At 54.7% G+C, this 18,221-nt stretch carries 2 protein-coding genes; both read left to right on the forward strand.

Annotation, left to right across the window (positions count from 1 at the left end; genetic code table 11):
- Nucleotides 1–17,821 (forward strand): DUF2341 domain-containing protein (locus tag HZA49_09550; protein ID MBI5779683.1); only part of this gene is annotated, 17,821 nt, incomplete at its 5' end.
- Nucleotides 17,822–17,844: 23 nt separating this feature from the next.
- Entirely contained in the window at nucleotides 17,845–18,168 is a 324-nt protein-coding gene (locus tag HZA49_09555; protein ID MBI5779684.1) for an STAS domain-containing protein, read from the forward strand.
- The last annotated feature ends 53 nt before the right edge of the window (nucleotides 18,169–18,221 follow it).

Below are 18,221 nucleotides of genomic sequence, written 5' to 3' on the forward strand. Positions count from 1 at the left end.
CAGCACCAACAGCTCAGGTATCGCCACCTTTAGCAATCTGAGCATCACCACGACCGGGACGGCGTATCAGTTGCAGGCGCGGTCAGGCGCAGCCGGGCCGGTTAGTTCAGGCAGTTTCAATATCACGGCCGGGGCGCCGGGCAATTTGGTGTTCTTCCAGCAGCCGACCAATACCGCGGCTGGAGCGACAATATCAGAGGTTGATGTTAGCGTCAGGGACGCATACGGTAACCCGGTTGGTTTCGGAGTGCCTGTTTCTCTGACCACGACCGCTCAATTAAACGGGACCACCACGAAAAACACGAATACTTCAGGGATTGCCATATTCGATAACTTGAGCATTACCGCGAGCGGAATTTATCAATTGCAGGCGCGCTCCGGCGCAATCGGGCCGGTAGGCTCAAGCAGTTTCAGCATTACGGCCATAGCTCCGAACAACCTGGCGTTTGTCCAGCCGCCGACCACTACCGTTTCAGGCGCTCTATTTGCGCCGGTAATCACGGTTCGAATCCGGGATATCTACGGTAATACCGTAACAACCGCCTCCAATCCGGTAAGTATTACAGTCAGCGCTGGTTCAGCGTTCAGCGGGACAACTACCGGCGTGGCGGCTTCATCAGGCATAGCCACATTTAATAATGTTGGCATAACCGGAGCCGGCACCCTGCGCACCATGACTGCTACAGCAGCCGCTTTGACTATTGCTACCTCTGGCACCTTTGATGTTCTAAGCTACGGCGCGGCCGATAATCTGGCGTTTGTCCAGCAGCCGATTACTAATGGGATTGGCGCCATCATAACGCCGCCGGTTACAGTCATAGTCCGGGATGCCTACGCGAATCCTGTCCCGGCTGTCTCGGTCTCTGTAACCACCACCACCGGCGCCCTGATGAATGGCACGCTTATTACCCAAAGCAATGTCTCCGGCATTGCCACGTTTAATGATTTAAGCATTCCGGCAGAGGGATCCGGCTATGTCTTAAGCGCTACGGCCCTGTCCGGCGCCATCAGCGCCACCTCTGCTGCATTTGATATCGGCACCGCGCCGGTTATTACCATTACAGGAGCGACTACGGTTACAGGTACATCGGCCGTGCTGAATGCAACAGTCAATTCCACCGGGTTGTCAACCATAGCCTATTTTGAGTGGGACATCACTAATACATCTTATACCTATAGCACCACGGCGCAGGCCATCGGGTCCGGTTTAAGCGATGTTATTGTTACCGCAACACTAACATCTCTTAACCCCGGCGTTACTTACTATTTCAGGGCAGGCGCCACCAATATGGCCGGTACGACCACCAGTCCGGCCATATCCTTTACGGCGCTGGGGGTACTGCTGTCCAATGACGGCGGCGGCAACTGGCCGTATTACCGGCCCATGACCATCACCAATAACAGCGGCGCAACCCTGACGGATTATCAGGTGATGGTAGAGCCGTTCCGCGACTCGGGCGATTTCATCGGCAATAATATTACTAACACCGGTTTGGCCTGCTCTTTGCCGCTCTCTGAAGGCACGGGCGGCACTACTGCGGATGCCTCTGGTAATAACAATACTGGTACCCTGGTCAACAGTCCAACCTGGACGCAAGGCAGGTTTGGGAACGCTCTGCAATTTAATGGCTCAACTACCCGCGTCACTACTGCTGATAGCTCATCATTAGATTTCGGCACAGGTGATTTTACTATTGAAGGCTGGGTTAATTATTCATCTTTCGGCGGTGTTATGAGACTTGTAGCCGCGGGCAGTGATGCCGACGGAGCTAGTAATGAATGGTTTTTCGGCAACTGGGTTTCGCCTTACCGGCTGAATTTTGCCTGCCGGAACGCAGCTGGAAATGGTTACTATGAGGGGGGCTCTAATAATATAACGGTTAGTGCCGGCAACTGGTATCATATTGCCGTGGTTCGTTCAGGCACAGCGGTAACTTACTATTTTAACGGTAATAATGTAGGAGGTTTTACTATCCCTGTTAGTAATCACCCGATAAACGGCGGAAGCACCGGCGCGTTAATAGGCGCTAGATACCAAACCAATGCCTCAACCATTATTGAATATACCAATGGCTTGATAGATGAGATCAAGATTCACAAGCGCGCACTGTCGGCTGAGGAAATCTCTATGCGTTACGGCTCAGGACTGGTTGGCTCTTGGCACTTCTCCGAGCCGCTGACCGACACCTCCATTACCACGACTGATCTGTCAGGTTCAAGCAATAACGGCACGTTGGTCAACAGCCCAACCCGGGTAGCCGGACGCTTTGGTAATGCGCTTTCCTTTGATGGCACGGATGACAGAGTAGATGTCAGCGACACAGACAATCTATCATTTACTAATGGGATGTTTACAACAGAATTCTGGTTTAAAGCGCCGACTCAAATCGGCTCAGGTGATACACGTAATTATCTTGTTGCAAAAGGTGCTACCAGTAATTATGAGTATGGCGTTAATATTGACAGGATTACCGGGCTTGTCCAATTTGAAACATGGACATCTGCCGGCGCCGGCGCCGGATATATTACTTCTTCAATACGTTATGACGATGATACATGGCATTATCTGGTGGCGACAAGAGATGGTAATGGCACATCTTCAAATAGGGTTCGGCTTTATATTGACGGGCAAGAAATTGGTAGTGGTGTTCTGGTGACTAATAGTATGTCAAATACGACGAGTGGGATTCGCTTCGGCAATCGCAGTGACTTGACTGCCAGTTTTTATCGCGGATTAATAGACGAAGCCCGTATCTATAACCGGGTTCTTTCCGCCGCTGAAATTACGGCCCGCTATAATGCTGGCACACCCAAGGTCAAGCACGATTTGGCGGATATTCGGTTCGCGAGTTCGGATGGTTCGCAGGAGTATTCTTACTGGCAGGAAACCGATAGCCGATTTTGGGTGAAGGAGCCGTCTATCTCAGCGAGTGTGACCACCGGCATCAGAATGTACTACGGTAATATCTCGGCTACCTCGTCATCCAGTGGCACTAATACCTTTGCACTTTTTGATGATTTTGAGGGTTCGGGACTTCTTGCATGGACTAATAATGCTGGAACATGGTTAAATGAGGGGGGATATAGAAAACAAAAATCAACATCAGCCGTTTACTATAAAGCATCATATGTATCTACTAACTTAACTGATTATATTGTACATGCTAAAATGTATATCAATTCAGCAACTTTGGGTTCTGGACGACAGGGATTGACAATAGAAAGAGACGGCACATCTACTTGGTTTGCTGGAGTAATTTATGAATTCAGCCTCTCTCAAAGCGCAATTCTGGAAGAAGGGGCAGCATGGCGAAATACAGGTGCGATAGGATTTACTCCCGTGGTATATACGTGGTATGACTTGGATATGTTGAGACAGAATAATATTCAAAAAGTATCAATCTGTAAGGCGGGAACTCAACTATCATGGCAGGCCTCGGACACACGACCATTAAAACCGACCACAATTGCTGGATTATGGGGAGGTTTCGATACTGAGGTATGGTATGATGACTTCTTTGTCCGCAAATACTCGGCCATAGCGCCGATTCATTCAGTGCCGGGCGTTGAAAACGGGGTATTCGCCCCGACCAACCTGAGCGCCGTTGTTGTTTCCGAGAGCCAGGTCAATTTAACCTGGCAGGACAATTCAGACAACGAATTCGCCTTTAAGGTTGACCGTTCCTTTGACGGGGTTACCTACGGGATGCTGGCTAATATCGGCGTCAATATCACTTCATGCACCGATAGTACCGTCACGCCCACCGGCACCTATTATTACAAGGTGGCGTCTTATAAGGATCTGAGCAGCTATTTATATTCTAATACGGTAAGTGTTACCATCTCGGCTCCTGTGTCGCCTTCCAATCTGATTACCACTACAGGCGGCACCTCACCCATAACCCTGCAGTGGAGTGACAATTCATCCAATGAAACCGGGTTTTACCTGGAACGTTCATTGGACGGCGTGAACTGGGCCGTGACCATAACCGTGCCGGCTAATATCACCTCATACGCTGATGCAAGCGTGTCTATAAGTACCACGTATTATTACCGGATACGGTCATTTAACGGTATCGGCATCAGCGATCCTTCAGGTGTGATTTCCAATACGGTCAATGGCCTTTCCAACAGCGGCGGGGGAATCTGGCAGTATTTGCGCCCGATAACCGTAACCAATACCGGTTCTAATCTGATTGACTACCAGGTTGTGGTCAGTCCGTTTATGGATTCATCTTTTATTAATAATGCAGGTCTGGTCGGCTCCTGGCACTTTTCCGAGGTAGTTACGGCCACGACCACGGCGGATATGTCCGGTTATTATAACACCGGCACATTAACTAACGGAGCTGTTATTACTTCATCAGGCCGGTTTGGAAATGGATGCTCGTTTAACGGGACAAATAGATATGTAAATTGTGGTTCTCGCACAGTTTCAATTCCATTTACTTTTGAAGCTTGGGTAAATCCATCCACTTGGCCTACATCTGTGGGAATTGTTGAAGTATCTAACGGCGCATCCGTCAGGGTGGGTCTTGATAGTCAAGGCGTTGCCGGAAGGCTGAGCATATGGTATCAAGGTTCGGCCGGTAATTACGTTTCTTATATGACAGATGCTCCTGCCACCGGCAGCTGGACGCACATAATTGGCGTAATAAGCGGAACCGGAAGTTCCGACGGGATGTTATATTATAATGGTGTTCCGCAAACAATGACTTTTACATCCGCCGGAACTCCGGCTGCTTCTGTAAGTGCTACCTGTTTTATCGGGGCTATTGATACGGTGCCAAATTATCCTTTTGATGGCATTATAGACGAAGCCCGCATCTACAACCGGGCTCTGTCCGACACTGAGATAGCCACCCGCTACAACTCAGGCATACCCAAGGTCAATGGCGATTACGCCGATATCCGGTTTACCGATGCGGCCATGACCCGGGAATTGCCTTATTGGCAGGAAAGCGATAATAAATTCTGGCTCAAGATGCCGTCCCTGCTCAGCGGAACCACTCAGTTGAAGATGTTCTATGGTAATGTTTCAGCCACATCTTCATCTAGCATTACTAACACCTTTGTTTTTGGCGATGATTTCACCGGCGCAACTATAGATGTTGCTAAATGGGTAGAATATGATACGGGTAGTTGGCTTAACCAGAACAACCGATTAGTTTCCACCGGTGGTTCTAGTACATGGGGCAATCCCTCTGTCTACAGTATTGGTAATTTTAACAGGACAGATTCACTGTCGTTGGAGTTTGATTATAAATGGACCGGTTCCGCCTACAGTAACTTCTTTGGTTGGAAAGATGCAACCACGGGTCGAGATTATACAGATATGCCTTATGGATTTTATTCCAATGCCAGTCAAGCCGATGATGTTTATGAGGATGGTACGAATAGAGGTGATGTTGGTCAGAACTGGACCTCAGGTCAAGCATATAAAATTAGGATGCGGCTCAAGACCTCATCCGGTTGTATATATGAACGCTCTACCGATAGCGGTTTGAGTTGGGTTACTTGGTATGATTCGGTCTATTCATCCGAATCGTTGCTCAAGGTCGCTTTAATCAGCGGCGGTCCGAGCGGCGCATTATTTGATTCGGACAACTGGCGCATCAGGAAATATTCGGCCATTGAGCCGGTTTTGGCAGTCAACTCTGAAGTCCAGGTTAATACACCGTCTAATCTGACCGCTACGGTTGTTTCCGGGAATCAGATTGACCTGAACTGGCAGGACAACTCGGTGGGCGAACTGGGCTTCAAGGTTGAACGCTCATTTGACGGCAGCGCTTGGACCCAGATCGGAACAGTCATAGGCAATGTGACCATTTATTCCGATACCACCATAACTCCCAATAATTATTATTACTATCAAGTCAGGTCGTATGATGCCAATGGCGATTCTCCGTATTCCAATATTGAAACGATTTGGAGTTCTTTGCCCAGCCAGCCGGATACCCTGATAACCACGACAGTTACCGCTGGTTCAATCACTTTGCAATGGGCTGATAATTCCAGTAACGAGACCGGATTTGAGGTCTGGCGCTCGATGAACGGCGTGACTTACACCTTGGTGGCCACGCTGGCTCGTAATACCACTTCTTATACTGATAACGGGCTACTGATGTCAACCGCCTATGCCTACCAGATTCGGGTTTATAACGGTATGGGCACCAGTAATTATTCCGGTTCGGTTAGTCAAATAACAGGATCTTTCTACCCGGTATATATAACCTTTAACAATACCTCAACCGGCCAAAATGGCACCATACAAACGAGTACTATAACGCAGACCGGAGTTTACCGGATAGAGGCTTGGGGTGCCCAAGGCGGTAGTGGAACCTCATATACAGGAGGTCTGGGTGCAAGAATGATGGGAGATTTTACTATAACTGCCGGGACACAGCTAAAAATCTTAGTCGGACAACAAGGATTAAATCAGGCCACCTATAAATCAGGTGGCGGTGGCGGTGGAACGTTTGTCACTGATAACAGCAATAACCCGCTAATCATTGCTGGTGGTGGTGGTGGTGGTGGTGGAAACTCTAACCCCCAAAATGGACAGCCTGGATTGACAGGAACCTCTGGCGGCAATGGTTCTCAGGGGGTAGCTACTGGTGGAACAGGCGGTGGCGGCGGTGGTGCTTCCGGTGGCGGTGGCGGCGGTGGTGGACTTACCGGGAATGGTACTGCTGGTTGGACACCCGGGGGGATGAGTTTTATAAATGGCGGTACAGCTGGTGGCTTGAACGGTGGATATGGCGCTCAAGGTGGCTTTGGTGGAGGATCTAGTGGTGAGTGGAATAATCAAGGTGCAACAGGAGCAGGGGGAGGATATTCTGGAGGTGCAGGCACAGGTTCAAATGGTGTAGCAGGTGGTGGTGGTTCTTACAACGCCGGAACAAACCAATCTAATTCTAGTGGCGCGAGAACCGGACAAGGGCTGGTGACTATTCAGGGTATTTCTGGCGCGTCAGAAAATTTAAATATTACCACCAACCTGATGGCCACGGTGGTCTCCGATACCGTTGTTGCCCTGACCTGGCAGGATAACTCGCCGGGTGAAAACGGGTTTAGAATTGAACGCTCATTGGACGGGGTTGACTGGACCGTGACTTATACCCTGGCCGCCAACACCACGGCCTATACTGATACGGCTGTTTCAGCCGGCACGACTTATTATTACCGCGTCCGGTCTTATAACTTCCTTACAGAACATCCCAATTCCAACATTGAGCAGACCAGGACTTCACTGCCCAGCGCGCCGAGCGGTCTGGTAACCGCCACGGTTTATTCGTCTTACATCATGTTGCAATGGGCAGACAATTCCAATAACGAAACCGGGTTTGAATTGGAACGCTCTGTTAATGGTATTACCTATACCCTGCTGGCCACGCTCATGCGCAACACCACGGTTTATACCGATACCGGGCTGGTTAGTGGCACGCCTTACGCCTACCGGATCCGGGCCTATAACGCTATCAGCGCTAGCGGTTATTCCAATATACTCAACGTAACTACCCTGGGATTTGCCGCCTTCGGTGGGACCATCACATTCAGCGGCGGCTATACCATTCATACTTTCACGGTCTCCGGGACATTCACGGCGAATAGCAATAGGAATGTTGATGTCCTGGTGGTGGCCGGCGGCGGCAGCGGCGGAAATCATAATACCACCAATGCCAACGGTGGCGGCGGCGGCGGCGGCGTTATCTACAATACTTCTTATTCCGTAACGTCCGGGGCTATTGCGGTGACGGTCGGCAATGGCGGCGCGGCTATTACAAATGTTACTACCAGCGTGGGTTACAACGGACAAAACTCTGTCTTCGGGTCGCTGGTTGCCCTGGGCGGCGGTGGTGGTGGTTCGACCGGCTCCGCGAATGTGGCGGGCAGCGGCGGCAGCGGCGGCGACAAGGCCAATAACGGCGGCGCGGCCGGGGTCTCTGTTCAAGTGGGCGGCTATGGTAATTCCGGTGGTGCCAGCGCTATCGCCTGGACCGGCGCAGGCGGCGGCGGCGCCGGCTCAGCCGGATTTATCGGCAGTAGCTCTGTAGTAACCGGTGGCAATGGCGGAACCGGGATATCCAGCACCATATCGGGTTCGCTGAAATATTACGGTGGTGGCGGCGGCGGCGGCGCCAACAGCACCGAGCGGGCCGGTGACGGCTATGACGGCGGCGGCCGCGGCTGCGGAAACACCACTTATTACGCCTACAATTATTACCCTGACGAGGTTAATTCCACGACCAGGGGCAGCGGCACTCCCAACGCCGTGGCCAACACCGGCGGCGGCGGCGGCGCTGGTTCCTATTGGTCAGGTAGTGGCGGCGGCAATAACTATTGGACTACCGGTTCCGGAGCCGGAGGCTCAGGTATTGTCATCATACGCTATTTGACCAACGATATCCAGGTTAATGCTACCACCAACCTGCGGGCCACGGTGGTCTCCGATACCATTGTTGCCCTGACCTGGCAGGATAATTCGCCGGGTGAAGAGGGCTTCAGGTTGGAGCGCTCCGAGGACGGGAATAACTGGACTGTGACTTATACGCTGGGTGCCAATACCATGGCCTATACCGATACGGCTGTTTCAGCCGGCACGACTTATTATTACCGGGTCAGGTCTTATAACTTTATAGGGGATAACGCAAATTCCAATACTGAGGTAACCAGGACTTCGTTGCCCAATGCGCCGAGCAGCCTGGTAACTACCACGATTTATGCCACGGCTATCGTTTTGCAATGGGCCGATAATTCCAATAATGAAACTGGCTTTGAGGTCTGGCGCTCTACGGACGGCGTGACCTACACCCTGGTTGCCACGCTGGACCGTAATACCACCTCGTATACCGACAGCGGCTTGGCTATGGCTACCTCCTATGCTTATCAGGTTAGGGCCTATAACGGCATCGGAACCAGCAGCTATTCCAATGTGTGTATTGCGACTACTTATGCAATAGAAGCAACGGGCGGTACAACATCTGTTAGTAATTATACCACTCATATTTTTACTTCAGGCGGGACATTTACAGTTACAGCAGGTAGCGGGAATGTTGAAGTCCTGGTGGTTGGTGGTGGCGGCGGAGGTGGAACACAACATGGCGGCGGTGGCGGTGCGGGTGGATTGATTTATAACCCGTCTTTTGCTGTGGTCGTTGGTTCATATCCTATAACTGTGGGTGCCGGAGGCGCTGGTGCTCCAGCTGGAGGAAACGGAGATAGACCACGTGGAACTAATGGCTCTGATTCAGTATTCAGCACATTAACCGCAATAGGGGGCGGTGGGGGCGGTTCTTATAGGACCGGCGCGGCATTAAGTGGTAATGATGGCGGCTCAGGTGGCGGCGGTGGTTCAGGAGGAAGTAGCGGAGCCGGCGGAGCTACGACACAAACAGGTGGATTTGGAAGCGCTGGCGGTTCTGATACGCTAAATGTAGCCCCTTGGAGGGGCGGCGGTGGCGGTGGAGCTGGAGCAGCCGGCGCTACCGGTATGACGACCGGTAATGGCGGAGCAGGAAAAGAATATTCTATTTCCGGCGTTAGCACCTATTATGCGGGCGGCGGCGGTGCCGGCAGCAATACTGGAACTGGCGGCGCAGGCGGTCTTGGCGGCGGCGGGGCTGGCTCATCAAATGGAGCATCAGGCCCCGATGGAACTGCGGGAACTCCTAACACCGGCGGCGGTGGCGGCGCCGGCGGGGCATATAATTATGCCGGCGGCGCTGGCGGCTCGGGCATCGTTATCATCCGTTATCTTCCTTCAAGTGGTATTGTTGCCACCGGTGGGACAATCATACCTGCTGGCACAAAAACTCATATCTTTACTTCAAGCGGCACATTGGCTGTTACCGGCGGCGGTAATGTTGAGGTCTATGCCTGGGGTGGCGGAGGGGCCGGTGGCAATGTCGGCGGATGGGGTTATGGAGCTGCGGGCGGTGCCGGCGGGGCTGCCCAGGGAACCTTGAATGTAGTTTCCGGCACATATAATGTTGTCGTGGGCGGTGGCGGAGTGATTAACAGTTATGTCGGCGCCGCGGGCGGCGGCGGTCCGGGTTCAAATAATAATGTTGATAACCAGTACGCTGGCGGCGGCGGCGGCTATTCCGGAATATTTGCATCATCTGTTTCCCAGGCTAATGCCCGTATTATTGCGGGCGGCGGCGGCGGCGGCGGCAGCAGCCGGGCCGGCACGGGAAATGCCGGTGGCGCGGGTGGCGGCGCATCAGGCGAAAGAGGATTTTCACCTTACGACAGCAAGACCTCATATGGCGGTAACCCTGGTACCCAGGCGGGTCCGGGCGCCGATGCCAGCTGCGATAGCGCCCAGGCCATTGGCGGGCAATGGGCCCTGCAGGGCGGCGTGGTTAGGATTAATAGTGCGGGCGGTGGCGGCGGCGGCGGCTATTGGGGCGGTTCTGCCGGCGGTTACAGCGAATCCAATACCATGGCCGGCGGCGGCGGCGGTTCTGGATATCTGCATCCAACCCTGATATCCGGCGGCGTGTTGACAGCCGGAACTGGTATAACACCGGGTGATTACGCCAATGCTTACCGAGGCACGGCCGGTACTGCCGGCGTAGTAGCCGGCAATGGCAATAATGGCGTAGTCATAGTCAGGTATTTACAAAGCGGCAATAATATTACCGGCAACCTCGCGGCCCAGGCGCTTTCCAACACCACGATTGCCCTGACCTGGCAGGATAATTCGCCGGGTGAAAACGGGTTCAAGATTGAACGTTCGCCGGAAGGCATTACTTGGACGCAAATAGTCACTGTGACGGCCAATGCCACGGCCTATACCGATACGGCTGTTTCAGCCGGTACGACTTATTATTATCGTATCTGTTCCTATGATTTGCTCGCAAACCATCCTTATTCCAACATTGAGCAGACCAGAACTTCGTTACCCGCCGCGCCGAGCGGACTGGTAACCGCCACGGTTTATGCCTCAACCATCGGTTTGCAATGGGCGGATAATTCCAACAACGAAGACGGGTTTGAAATCGAGCGTTCTATTGAAGGCATCACCTACTCCCTGTACGCCACGGTTACGCGTAACACCACGGTCTATACCAATACCGGGCTGGTCAGCGGCACGGCCTATGCCTACCGGGTCAGGTCCTATAACGATTTCGGCCCGAGCGGTTATTCCAATACGATTAACATAGTTACCTCTAATGTATTCTTGGCTACCGGTGGGACTATAACATATACCGGCGGCTATACCATCCATACCTTTACATCTTCCGGGACATTCACGCCGAACGGCAGCCAGAATGTCGAGGTCCTGGTGGTGGGCGGCGGCGGCAGCGGCGGAAACCACTCCACCACCAATGCCAACGGCGGCGGCGGCGGCGGCGGCGTCATCTCCAATAGCGCGTATTCAGTGGCTCCGGGCGCCATGGCGGTGACAGTCGGCAATGGCGGCTCGGCCATTCCTGTTGTTGCTGCTGTGGGCAACAACGGGGGGAATTCGGTCTTTGGTTCGTTGGTGGCTCTGGGCGGCGGCGGCGGCGGTTCGACCGGGTTGGTCGCGATTGCGGCTAGAAGCGGCGGCAGCGGTGGCGGTAAGGCCAATGGCGGCGGCGCGGCCGGGTCTTCTATTCAGGCGGGCGGCTATGGTAATTCCGGCGGTGCCAGTGCCGTAGCCTGGACCGGCGCGGGCGGCGGCGGAGCCGGCTCAGCCGGGTTTGCCGGAAACACCGGCGCAACCGGCGGTAATGGCGGGACTGGGATATCCAGTACCATATCGGGTTCGCTCAGATATTACGGCGGCGGCGGCGGCGGCGGTGGCAACAGTAGTGAGCGCGCCGGTGATGGCTTTGACGGCGGCGGACGCGGCTGCGGCCAAACCTCTTACTACGTCTATAATTCTTACCCGGTCGAGGTCAATGCCACGACCCGGGGCAGCAGCACTCCCAATGCCATTACCAATACCGGCGGCGGTGGCGGCGGTGGTTCATACTGGGCGCCCAACGGCGGCTGGACTACCGGCTCAGGCGCCGGCGGCTCCGGCATCGTCATCGTCCGTTATTTAACCAATAATCAGGTAAATATTTCCGGCAACCTCCAGGCCACGGTTATTTCTGACACTGAAATTACCCTGACCTGGCAGGATAACTCGCCCAGCGACCAGGGATTTAGACTGGAGCGCTCCGAAGACGGGAGTAACTGGACCGTGACTTATACTTTGGCCGCCAACACCACGTTCTATACTGATACGGCGGTTTCAGCCGGCACGACTTATTATTACCGGGTCCGGTCTTATAACTTTATAGAGGATAACCCCAATTCCAACATTGAGCAGACCAGGACTTCCCTGCCCAATGATCCGAGCGGCCTAATAACCGCCACGCTTTATTCCTCTGCCATCGTCTTGCAATGGGCGGATAATTCCAATAATGAAAATGGTTTTGAAATAGAACGCTCCACGGACGGAATTACTTACTCCCTATGCGCCACGGTCACGCGCAATACTCAGGTCTATACCAATACCGGGTTGGTCAGCGGCACGGCCTATGCATACCGGATTAGGGCCTATAACGCGGTCGGCGTGAGCGGTTATTCTAATATAGCCAGTGCAACTACCCTGGGGTTCTCGGCCACCGGCGGCACAATATCTTATGGTAATTATACCACTCATGTCTTTACTGCCAGCGGGGCATTTACCGTTACCGCAGGCAGCGGGAATGTTGAAGTCCTGGTGGTGGCCGGCGGCGGTGGTGGTGGTTGGCATCACGGCGGCGGCGGCGGCGGCGGTGGTGTCGTTTACGATACTGCTCTTGCTGTAGGTGCTGGTTCTTATCCTATAGTTATAGGAGCGGGCGGAACTTCCCCCGGTCCCGATGATACTTATGGGAATAATGGCGGTGATTCTACAGCATTTGGGTTACTTGCTTCTGGTGGCGGTGGTGGAGGTTACTACAGCAATAACGCTGGGAAGGCTGGCGGCTCTGGTGGCGGTGGTGGTGGTTATAACGGAACAGCCGGTTCATCAGACCAATCTTCTCGTATGGCTTCAAGTGGTACACGAACAGTTTATGGAAATGCTGGAGGTAATAGAACCGGTTCCGGGAGCAATACCAACGGTAACGGTGGTGGAGCAGGTGGCGCATCAAGCAGTAGTCAGGGTGGTCCTGGTATCTACATAAGTGCGTTTTCGTCATTTGGTTCAAACGGTTATTTCGGAGGTGGCGGCGGAGGCGGCAACGATGGTGTCGGAAATAGCGGTATGCACGGAGGTGGAAATGGTGGAAATGGTGGTGGTGGCGCCGGCACAGCAGCCACTGCAAATACCGGTTCCGGCGGCGGCGGCGGCGGCGGCAGTTCTGGAGACGGTCGTCCAGGCGGTTCCGGTATCGTCATCATTCGTTATCTGGCTTCAAGCGGTATTGTTGCCACCGGCGGGACAATTATACCTCCATCTGGCACAACAACGCATATTTTTACAACCTCCGGAACATTCACGCCGAACGGCAGCCAGAATGTCGAGGTTTTGGTGGTAGGCGGCGGCGGCAGCGGCGGAAACCATAGCACCACCAATGCCAACGGCGGCGGCGGCGGCGGCGGTGTCATCTCTAATAGCGCGTATTCAGTGGCTCCGGGCGCCATGGCGGTCACAGTCGGCAATGGCGGCGCGGCTATTACAAATGCCACTATGAGCGTGGGTTACAACGGAGAAAATTCGGTCTTTGGGTCGCTGGTTGCCCTGGGTGGCGGCGGCGGTGGTTCCACCGGTTCCGCGAGTCCGGCCGGTAGCGGCGGCAGTGGTGGCGGTAAGGCCAATGGCGGCGGAGCAGGCGGGACTTCTACCCAAACAGGCGGTTATGGTAATTCCGGCGGCAATGATTCTCAAAACTATACCGGTGCAGGCGGTGGCGGCGCCGGCTCGGCCGGGGTTGGTGGCAGCGGCGGTACAGCACCGGCTGGCAATGGTGGGGCCGGGATAGCCAGTACCATATCGGGTTCGCTCAGATATTACGGCGGCGGCGGCGGCGGCGGCGCCAACAGCAGCGAGCGCGCCGGGGATGGCTTTGACGGCGGCGGACGCGGTTGCGGAACTACTTCTTACTATGGTAACACTTCTTACCCGGTCGAGGTCAATGCCACGACCCGGGGCAGCAGCACTCCTAATGGTATTGCCAATACCGGCGGCGGCGGCGGCGGCGGTTCCTACTGGGCGCCCAACGGCGGCTGGCTCAACGGCTCGGGCGCCGGTGGCTCAGGCATCGTCATCATACGTTATAATGACACCCAAACAAATATTGCCTCCAACCTGCAGGCCACGGTTATTTCTGATACGGAAATCGCCCTGACCTGGCAGGATAATTCGCCCAGCGACCAGGGATTTAGACTGGAGCGCTCTTTAGACGGGAATGACTGGACCGTGACTTATACTTTGGCCGCCAACACCACGTCCTATACTGATACGGCGGTTTCCGCCGGCACGACCTATTATTACCGGGTCCGGTCTTATAACTTTATCGAGGATAATCCCAATTCCAACATTGAGCAGACCCGGACTTCCCTGCCAAATGATCCGAGCGGCCTGATAACCGCCACGGTTTATGCCTATTCCATCGTCTTGCAATGGGCGGATAATTCCAATAACGAAACCGGGTTTGAATTGGAGCGCTCCACTGACGGCATCACCTACTCCCTGTGCGCCACGATTACGCGCAATACTCAGGTCTATACCAATACCGGGCTGGTCAGCGGCACGGCCTATGCCTACCGGATCCGGGCCTATAACGCTCTCGGTCCGAGCGGTTATTCCAATATCGCCAGCGCAGTTACCTTTGGATTCTCCGCCATCGGAGGCACAAAATCTGATGGTAATTACACCACTCATATCTTTACTTCCAGCGGGGCATTTACCGTTACCGCAGGCAGTGGGAATGTTGAAGTCCTGGTGGTGGCCGGCGGCGGCGGCGGCGGCAAAGCAGAACCTAATCCAAGCGGCGATGGCGGCGGTGGCGGCGGCGCCGGCGGTTTGATTTATAATTCGTCTTATGCTGTGGCTGTTGGTTCATATCCGATAACTGTCGGTGGCGGTGGTAGTGGTTCCACTGCGAATGCCAGCCGGGGTGGAAACGGCTCTGATAGTGTTTTTGGTACGCTTGCCGCGGTCGGCGGCGGCGGCGGCGGGTCGGATAATGATGATGCCACCGGCGTAAATAGAGGGGCAGATGGCGGCTCTGGCGGTGGCGCGGCAAACAGATATAATGTCAGTACCGCTGCGAGTTCGGGAACCTCCGGACAGGGGAATGCCGGAGGTGATGCTACATCAAATACAACTTCATGGCGCGGTGGTAGCGGCGGCGGCGGCGCCGGTGCGGTAGGAGTAACACGATCAAGCAACGTAGGCGGCGCGGGTGGCAACGGTTTGTTAAGCAGTATTAGCGGTTTCCCCGTTACTTATGCCGGCGGCGGCGGCGGCGGAACGTGTAATAGTAGCGGTGGCCAGGGCGGTTCAGGCGGCGGCGGAGCCGGCGGCGGAGTTAATACTGCCGGGATATCCGGAACTGCCAACACCGGCGGCGGCGGCGGCGGCGGTGGTTCGGGCAGCGGTGGCGCCGGTAACGGCGGAGCCGGCGGTTCAGGCATCGTTATCATTCGGTATCTGGCTTCAAGCGGTATTGTGGCCACCGGAGGGACAATTATACCTCCTGGCACAACCATGCATACCTTTACCACTGCCGGGACATTTACGGTGGAAGGCACTGGAAGCGTTGAGGTCTATGCCTGGGGCGGCGGCGGTGCCGGCGGCACGGTCGGCGGCTGGAACTATGGCGCTCCGGGCGGGGCCGGCGGCGCGGCCCGGGGAACCTTGAGTATAAATTCCGGTACATATAATGTTGTGGTAGGCGGCGGTGGGGTGGTTAATAGCGTAGTCGGCGCGGCCGGCGGCGGCGGCCCGGGCAGAACTCCTACTGACAGTGATGGTAATAAATATGCCAGTGGCGGCGGCGGCTATTCCGGGATGTTTATGTCATCTGTTTCCCAGGCTAATGCTCTTATCATTGCCGGCGGCGGCGGCGGCGGCGGCAGCAGCCGGGCCGGCACCGGTAATGCCGGCGGCGGCGGCGGCGGCTCGGTGGGTCAGGTGGGATATTCTCCTTACGATAGCAAGCCCCAATACGGCGGTAATCCCGGTACCCAGACCGCGGCCGGAGCCGATGCCAGTTGTGACTCTGCTAATTATCCCGGCGGACAGGGCGCCCTGCAGGGCGGCGTGGTTAGGATTAATAGTTATGGCGGCGGCGGCGGCGGCGGCTACTGGGGCGGCTCAGCCGGCGGGTATAGCGAATCCAACACCATGGCCGGCGGCGGCGGCGGCTCGGGATATCTGAATACCACCCTGATATCCGGCGGCGTATTAACGGCCGGCACCGGCATCACGCCGGGCGATTACGCCAATGCTTATCGGGGTACGGCCGGAAATGCCGGCGCGGTGGCTGCCAATGGCAGTTCCGGCACCGTAATAATCAGGTATACAAACACTTCAGCCACTGCAAATGCTACCAGCAACTTACGGCTGGCGGTGGTTTCTGAGACCGCCATTACACTGACTTGGCAGGATAACTCGCCGGGTGAAAACGGGTTCAAGATTGAACGTTCGCCGGAAGGCATTACCTGGACCCAAATCGTTACCGTAACGGCCAATACCACGGCCTATACCGATACGACCGTTTCAGCCGCCACGACTTATTATTACCGGGTCCGGTCTTATAACTTCCTGGAAGATAATCCTTATTCCAATATTGCGTCAACCCTGACTACGTTGCCCGACGCGCCGAGTGCCCTGACCGCCACCACGGTTTCCGCCCTTTATATGCGCTTGCAATGGGCGGATAACTCCAATAACGAGACCGGCTTCAGGATAGAGCGCCAGACCATTCCGACCGATAGCGGATTTTCATTGATTGCCACAGTATCCCAGAGCGCCACTGCATATACCGATACCGGTTTAGCCATGGGCACCAGCTATAATTATCAGGTTTACGCCTATAACGGCATCAGCCCGAGCGGTTATTCCAATGTGCTCAGCGCCACTACCCTGACGGCCGAGAATCTAAGTCTGACCTTTACCAACACCTCAACCGGCCAAAACGGGAGTATCCAGACACTGACCATAACATACAGCGGCACTTACCGCATAGAGGTCTGGGGCGCCCAGGGCGGCATAGCCGGTAATACTGGAGGTTTGGGTGCCAGGATGCGTGGAGACTTTTATCTGAACGCGGGTGATGTGCTTAGCATTGCTGTTGGACAACAAGGTGTTAATGGTGCTTCAGCAGGGGGAGGCGGTGGTTCATTCGTGGTTAGAAGTGGCGTGCCGCTGATAATCGCCGGCGGCGGTGGCGGCGGCGGTCAAACTGGTGCCGGGATGGATGCCGTTACCGGGACCTCGGGTACCTACGATAGACCAAATGTTAACCCGGGCGGGTCAGGTGGTAATGGCGGTTCGGCTTCTGGTTCTTGGGGAGGCAGTGGCGGAGCTGGATTTTCTAGTAACGGAACTACCGGGGCAAATAGTTGTACCGGTGGGCTTAATTGGGCTAATGGATTAACCGGCGGGGCGCAGGGTAGTAGCTATGGCGCTGCTGGCGGATATGGTGGTGGCGGCGGTGCTACCTGGCCGGCTGGCGGCGGCGGCGGCTATTCCGGCGGCGGCGGTGCCTGGTCTAATGGCTCTGGTTCTGACAGGGGCGGCGGCGGTGGTGGTGGGTCTTACAACGCGGGTACTAACCAATCCAATTCCGATGGCGTTCGGACCGGACAGGGCCTGATGACTATTATCAGCCTTGATTTTTAGAGCCGGCGTAATGGTATTATCTTATGAAGGAATTACAGATTAAAGTTCAGAACAACAACGACGGCAGCGCGAACATCTCTATTCATGGCATGGTAGACGCCTATTCTTACGGCCAGTTGGAGCAGGCATTCAATAACCTGATTAATCAGGGTATTTATAATTTTGTGGTGGACCTGTCAAATGTGGATTATCTAAGCAGCGCCGGGGCCGGTATTTTTATCGGCACATTGGGCATAGTCCAGGAAAACAAGGGCAGTATTAAATTGGTTGACCCCAGGCCCAAGGTGCGCGAAACCTTTAACCTGCTCGGGCTGTCGCAATTCTTCGATATCACCGGCAATAAATAGCGCCGGCTGATAAATATATCTTGACTTTCGCCGCCTGATATCCTATTGTTTAT

It is taken from the genome of Planctomycetota bacterium, from assembly GCA_016235865.1.
In the GTDB taxonomy this organism is placed as follows: Bacteria; Planctomycetota; MHYJ01; order JACQXL01; family JACQXL01; genus JACRIK01.

Excerpts from the sequence above, each read along its gene's own strand:
- HZA49_09555 (MBI5779684.1), top strand. The coding sequence starts at position 17,845 with ATGAAGGAATTACAGATTAAAGTTCAGAACAACAACGACGGCAGCGCG.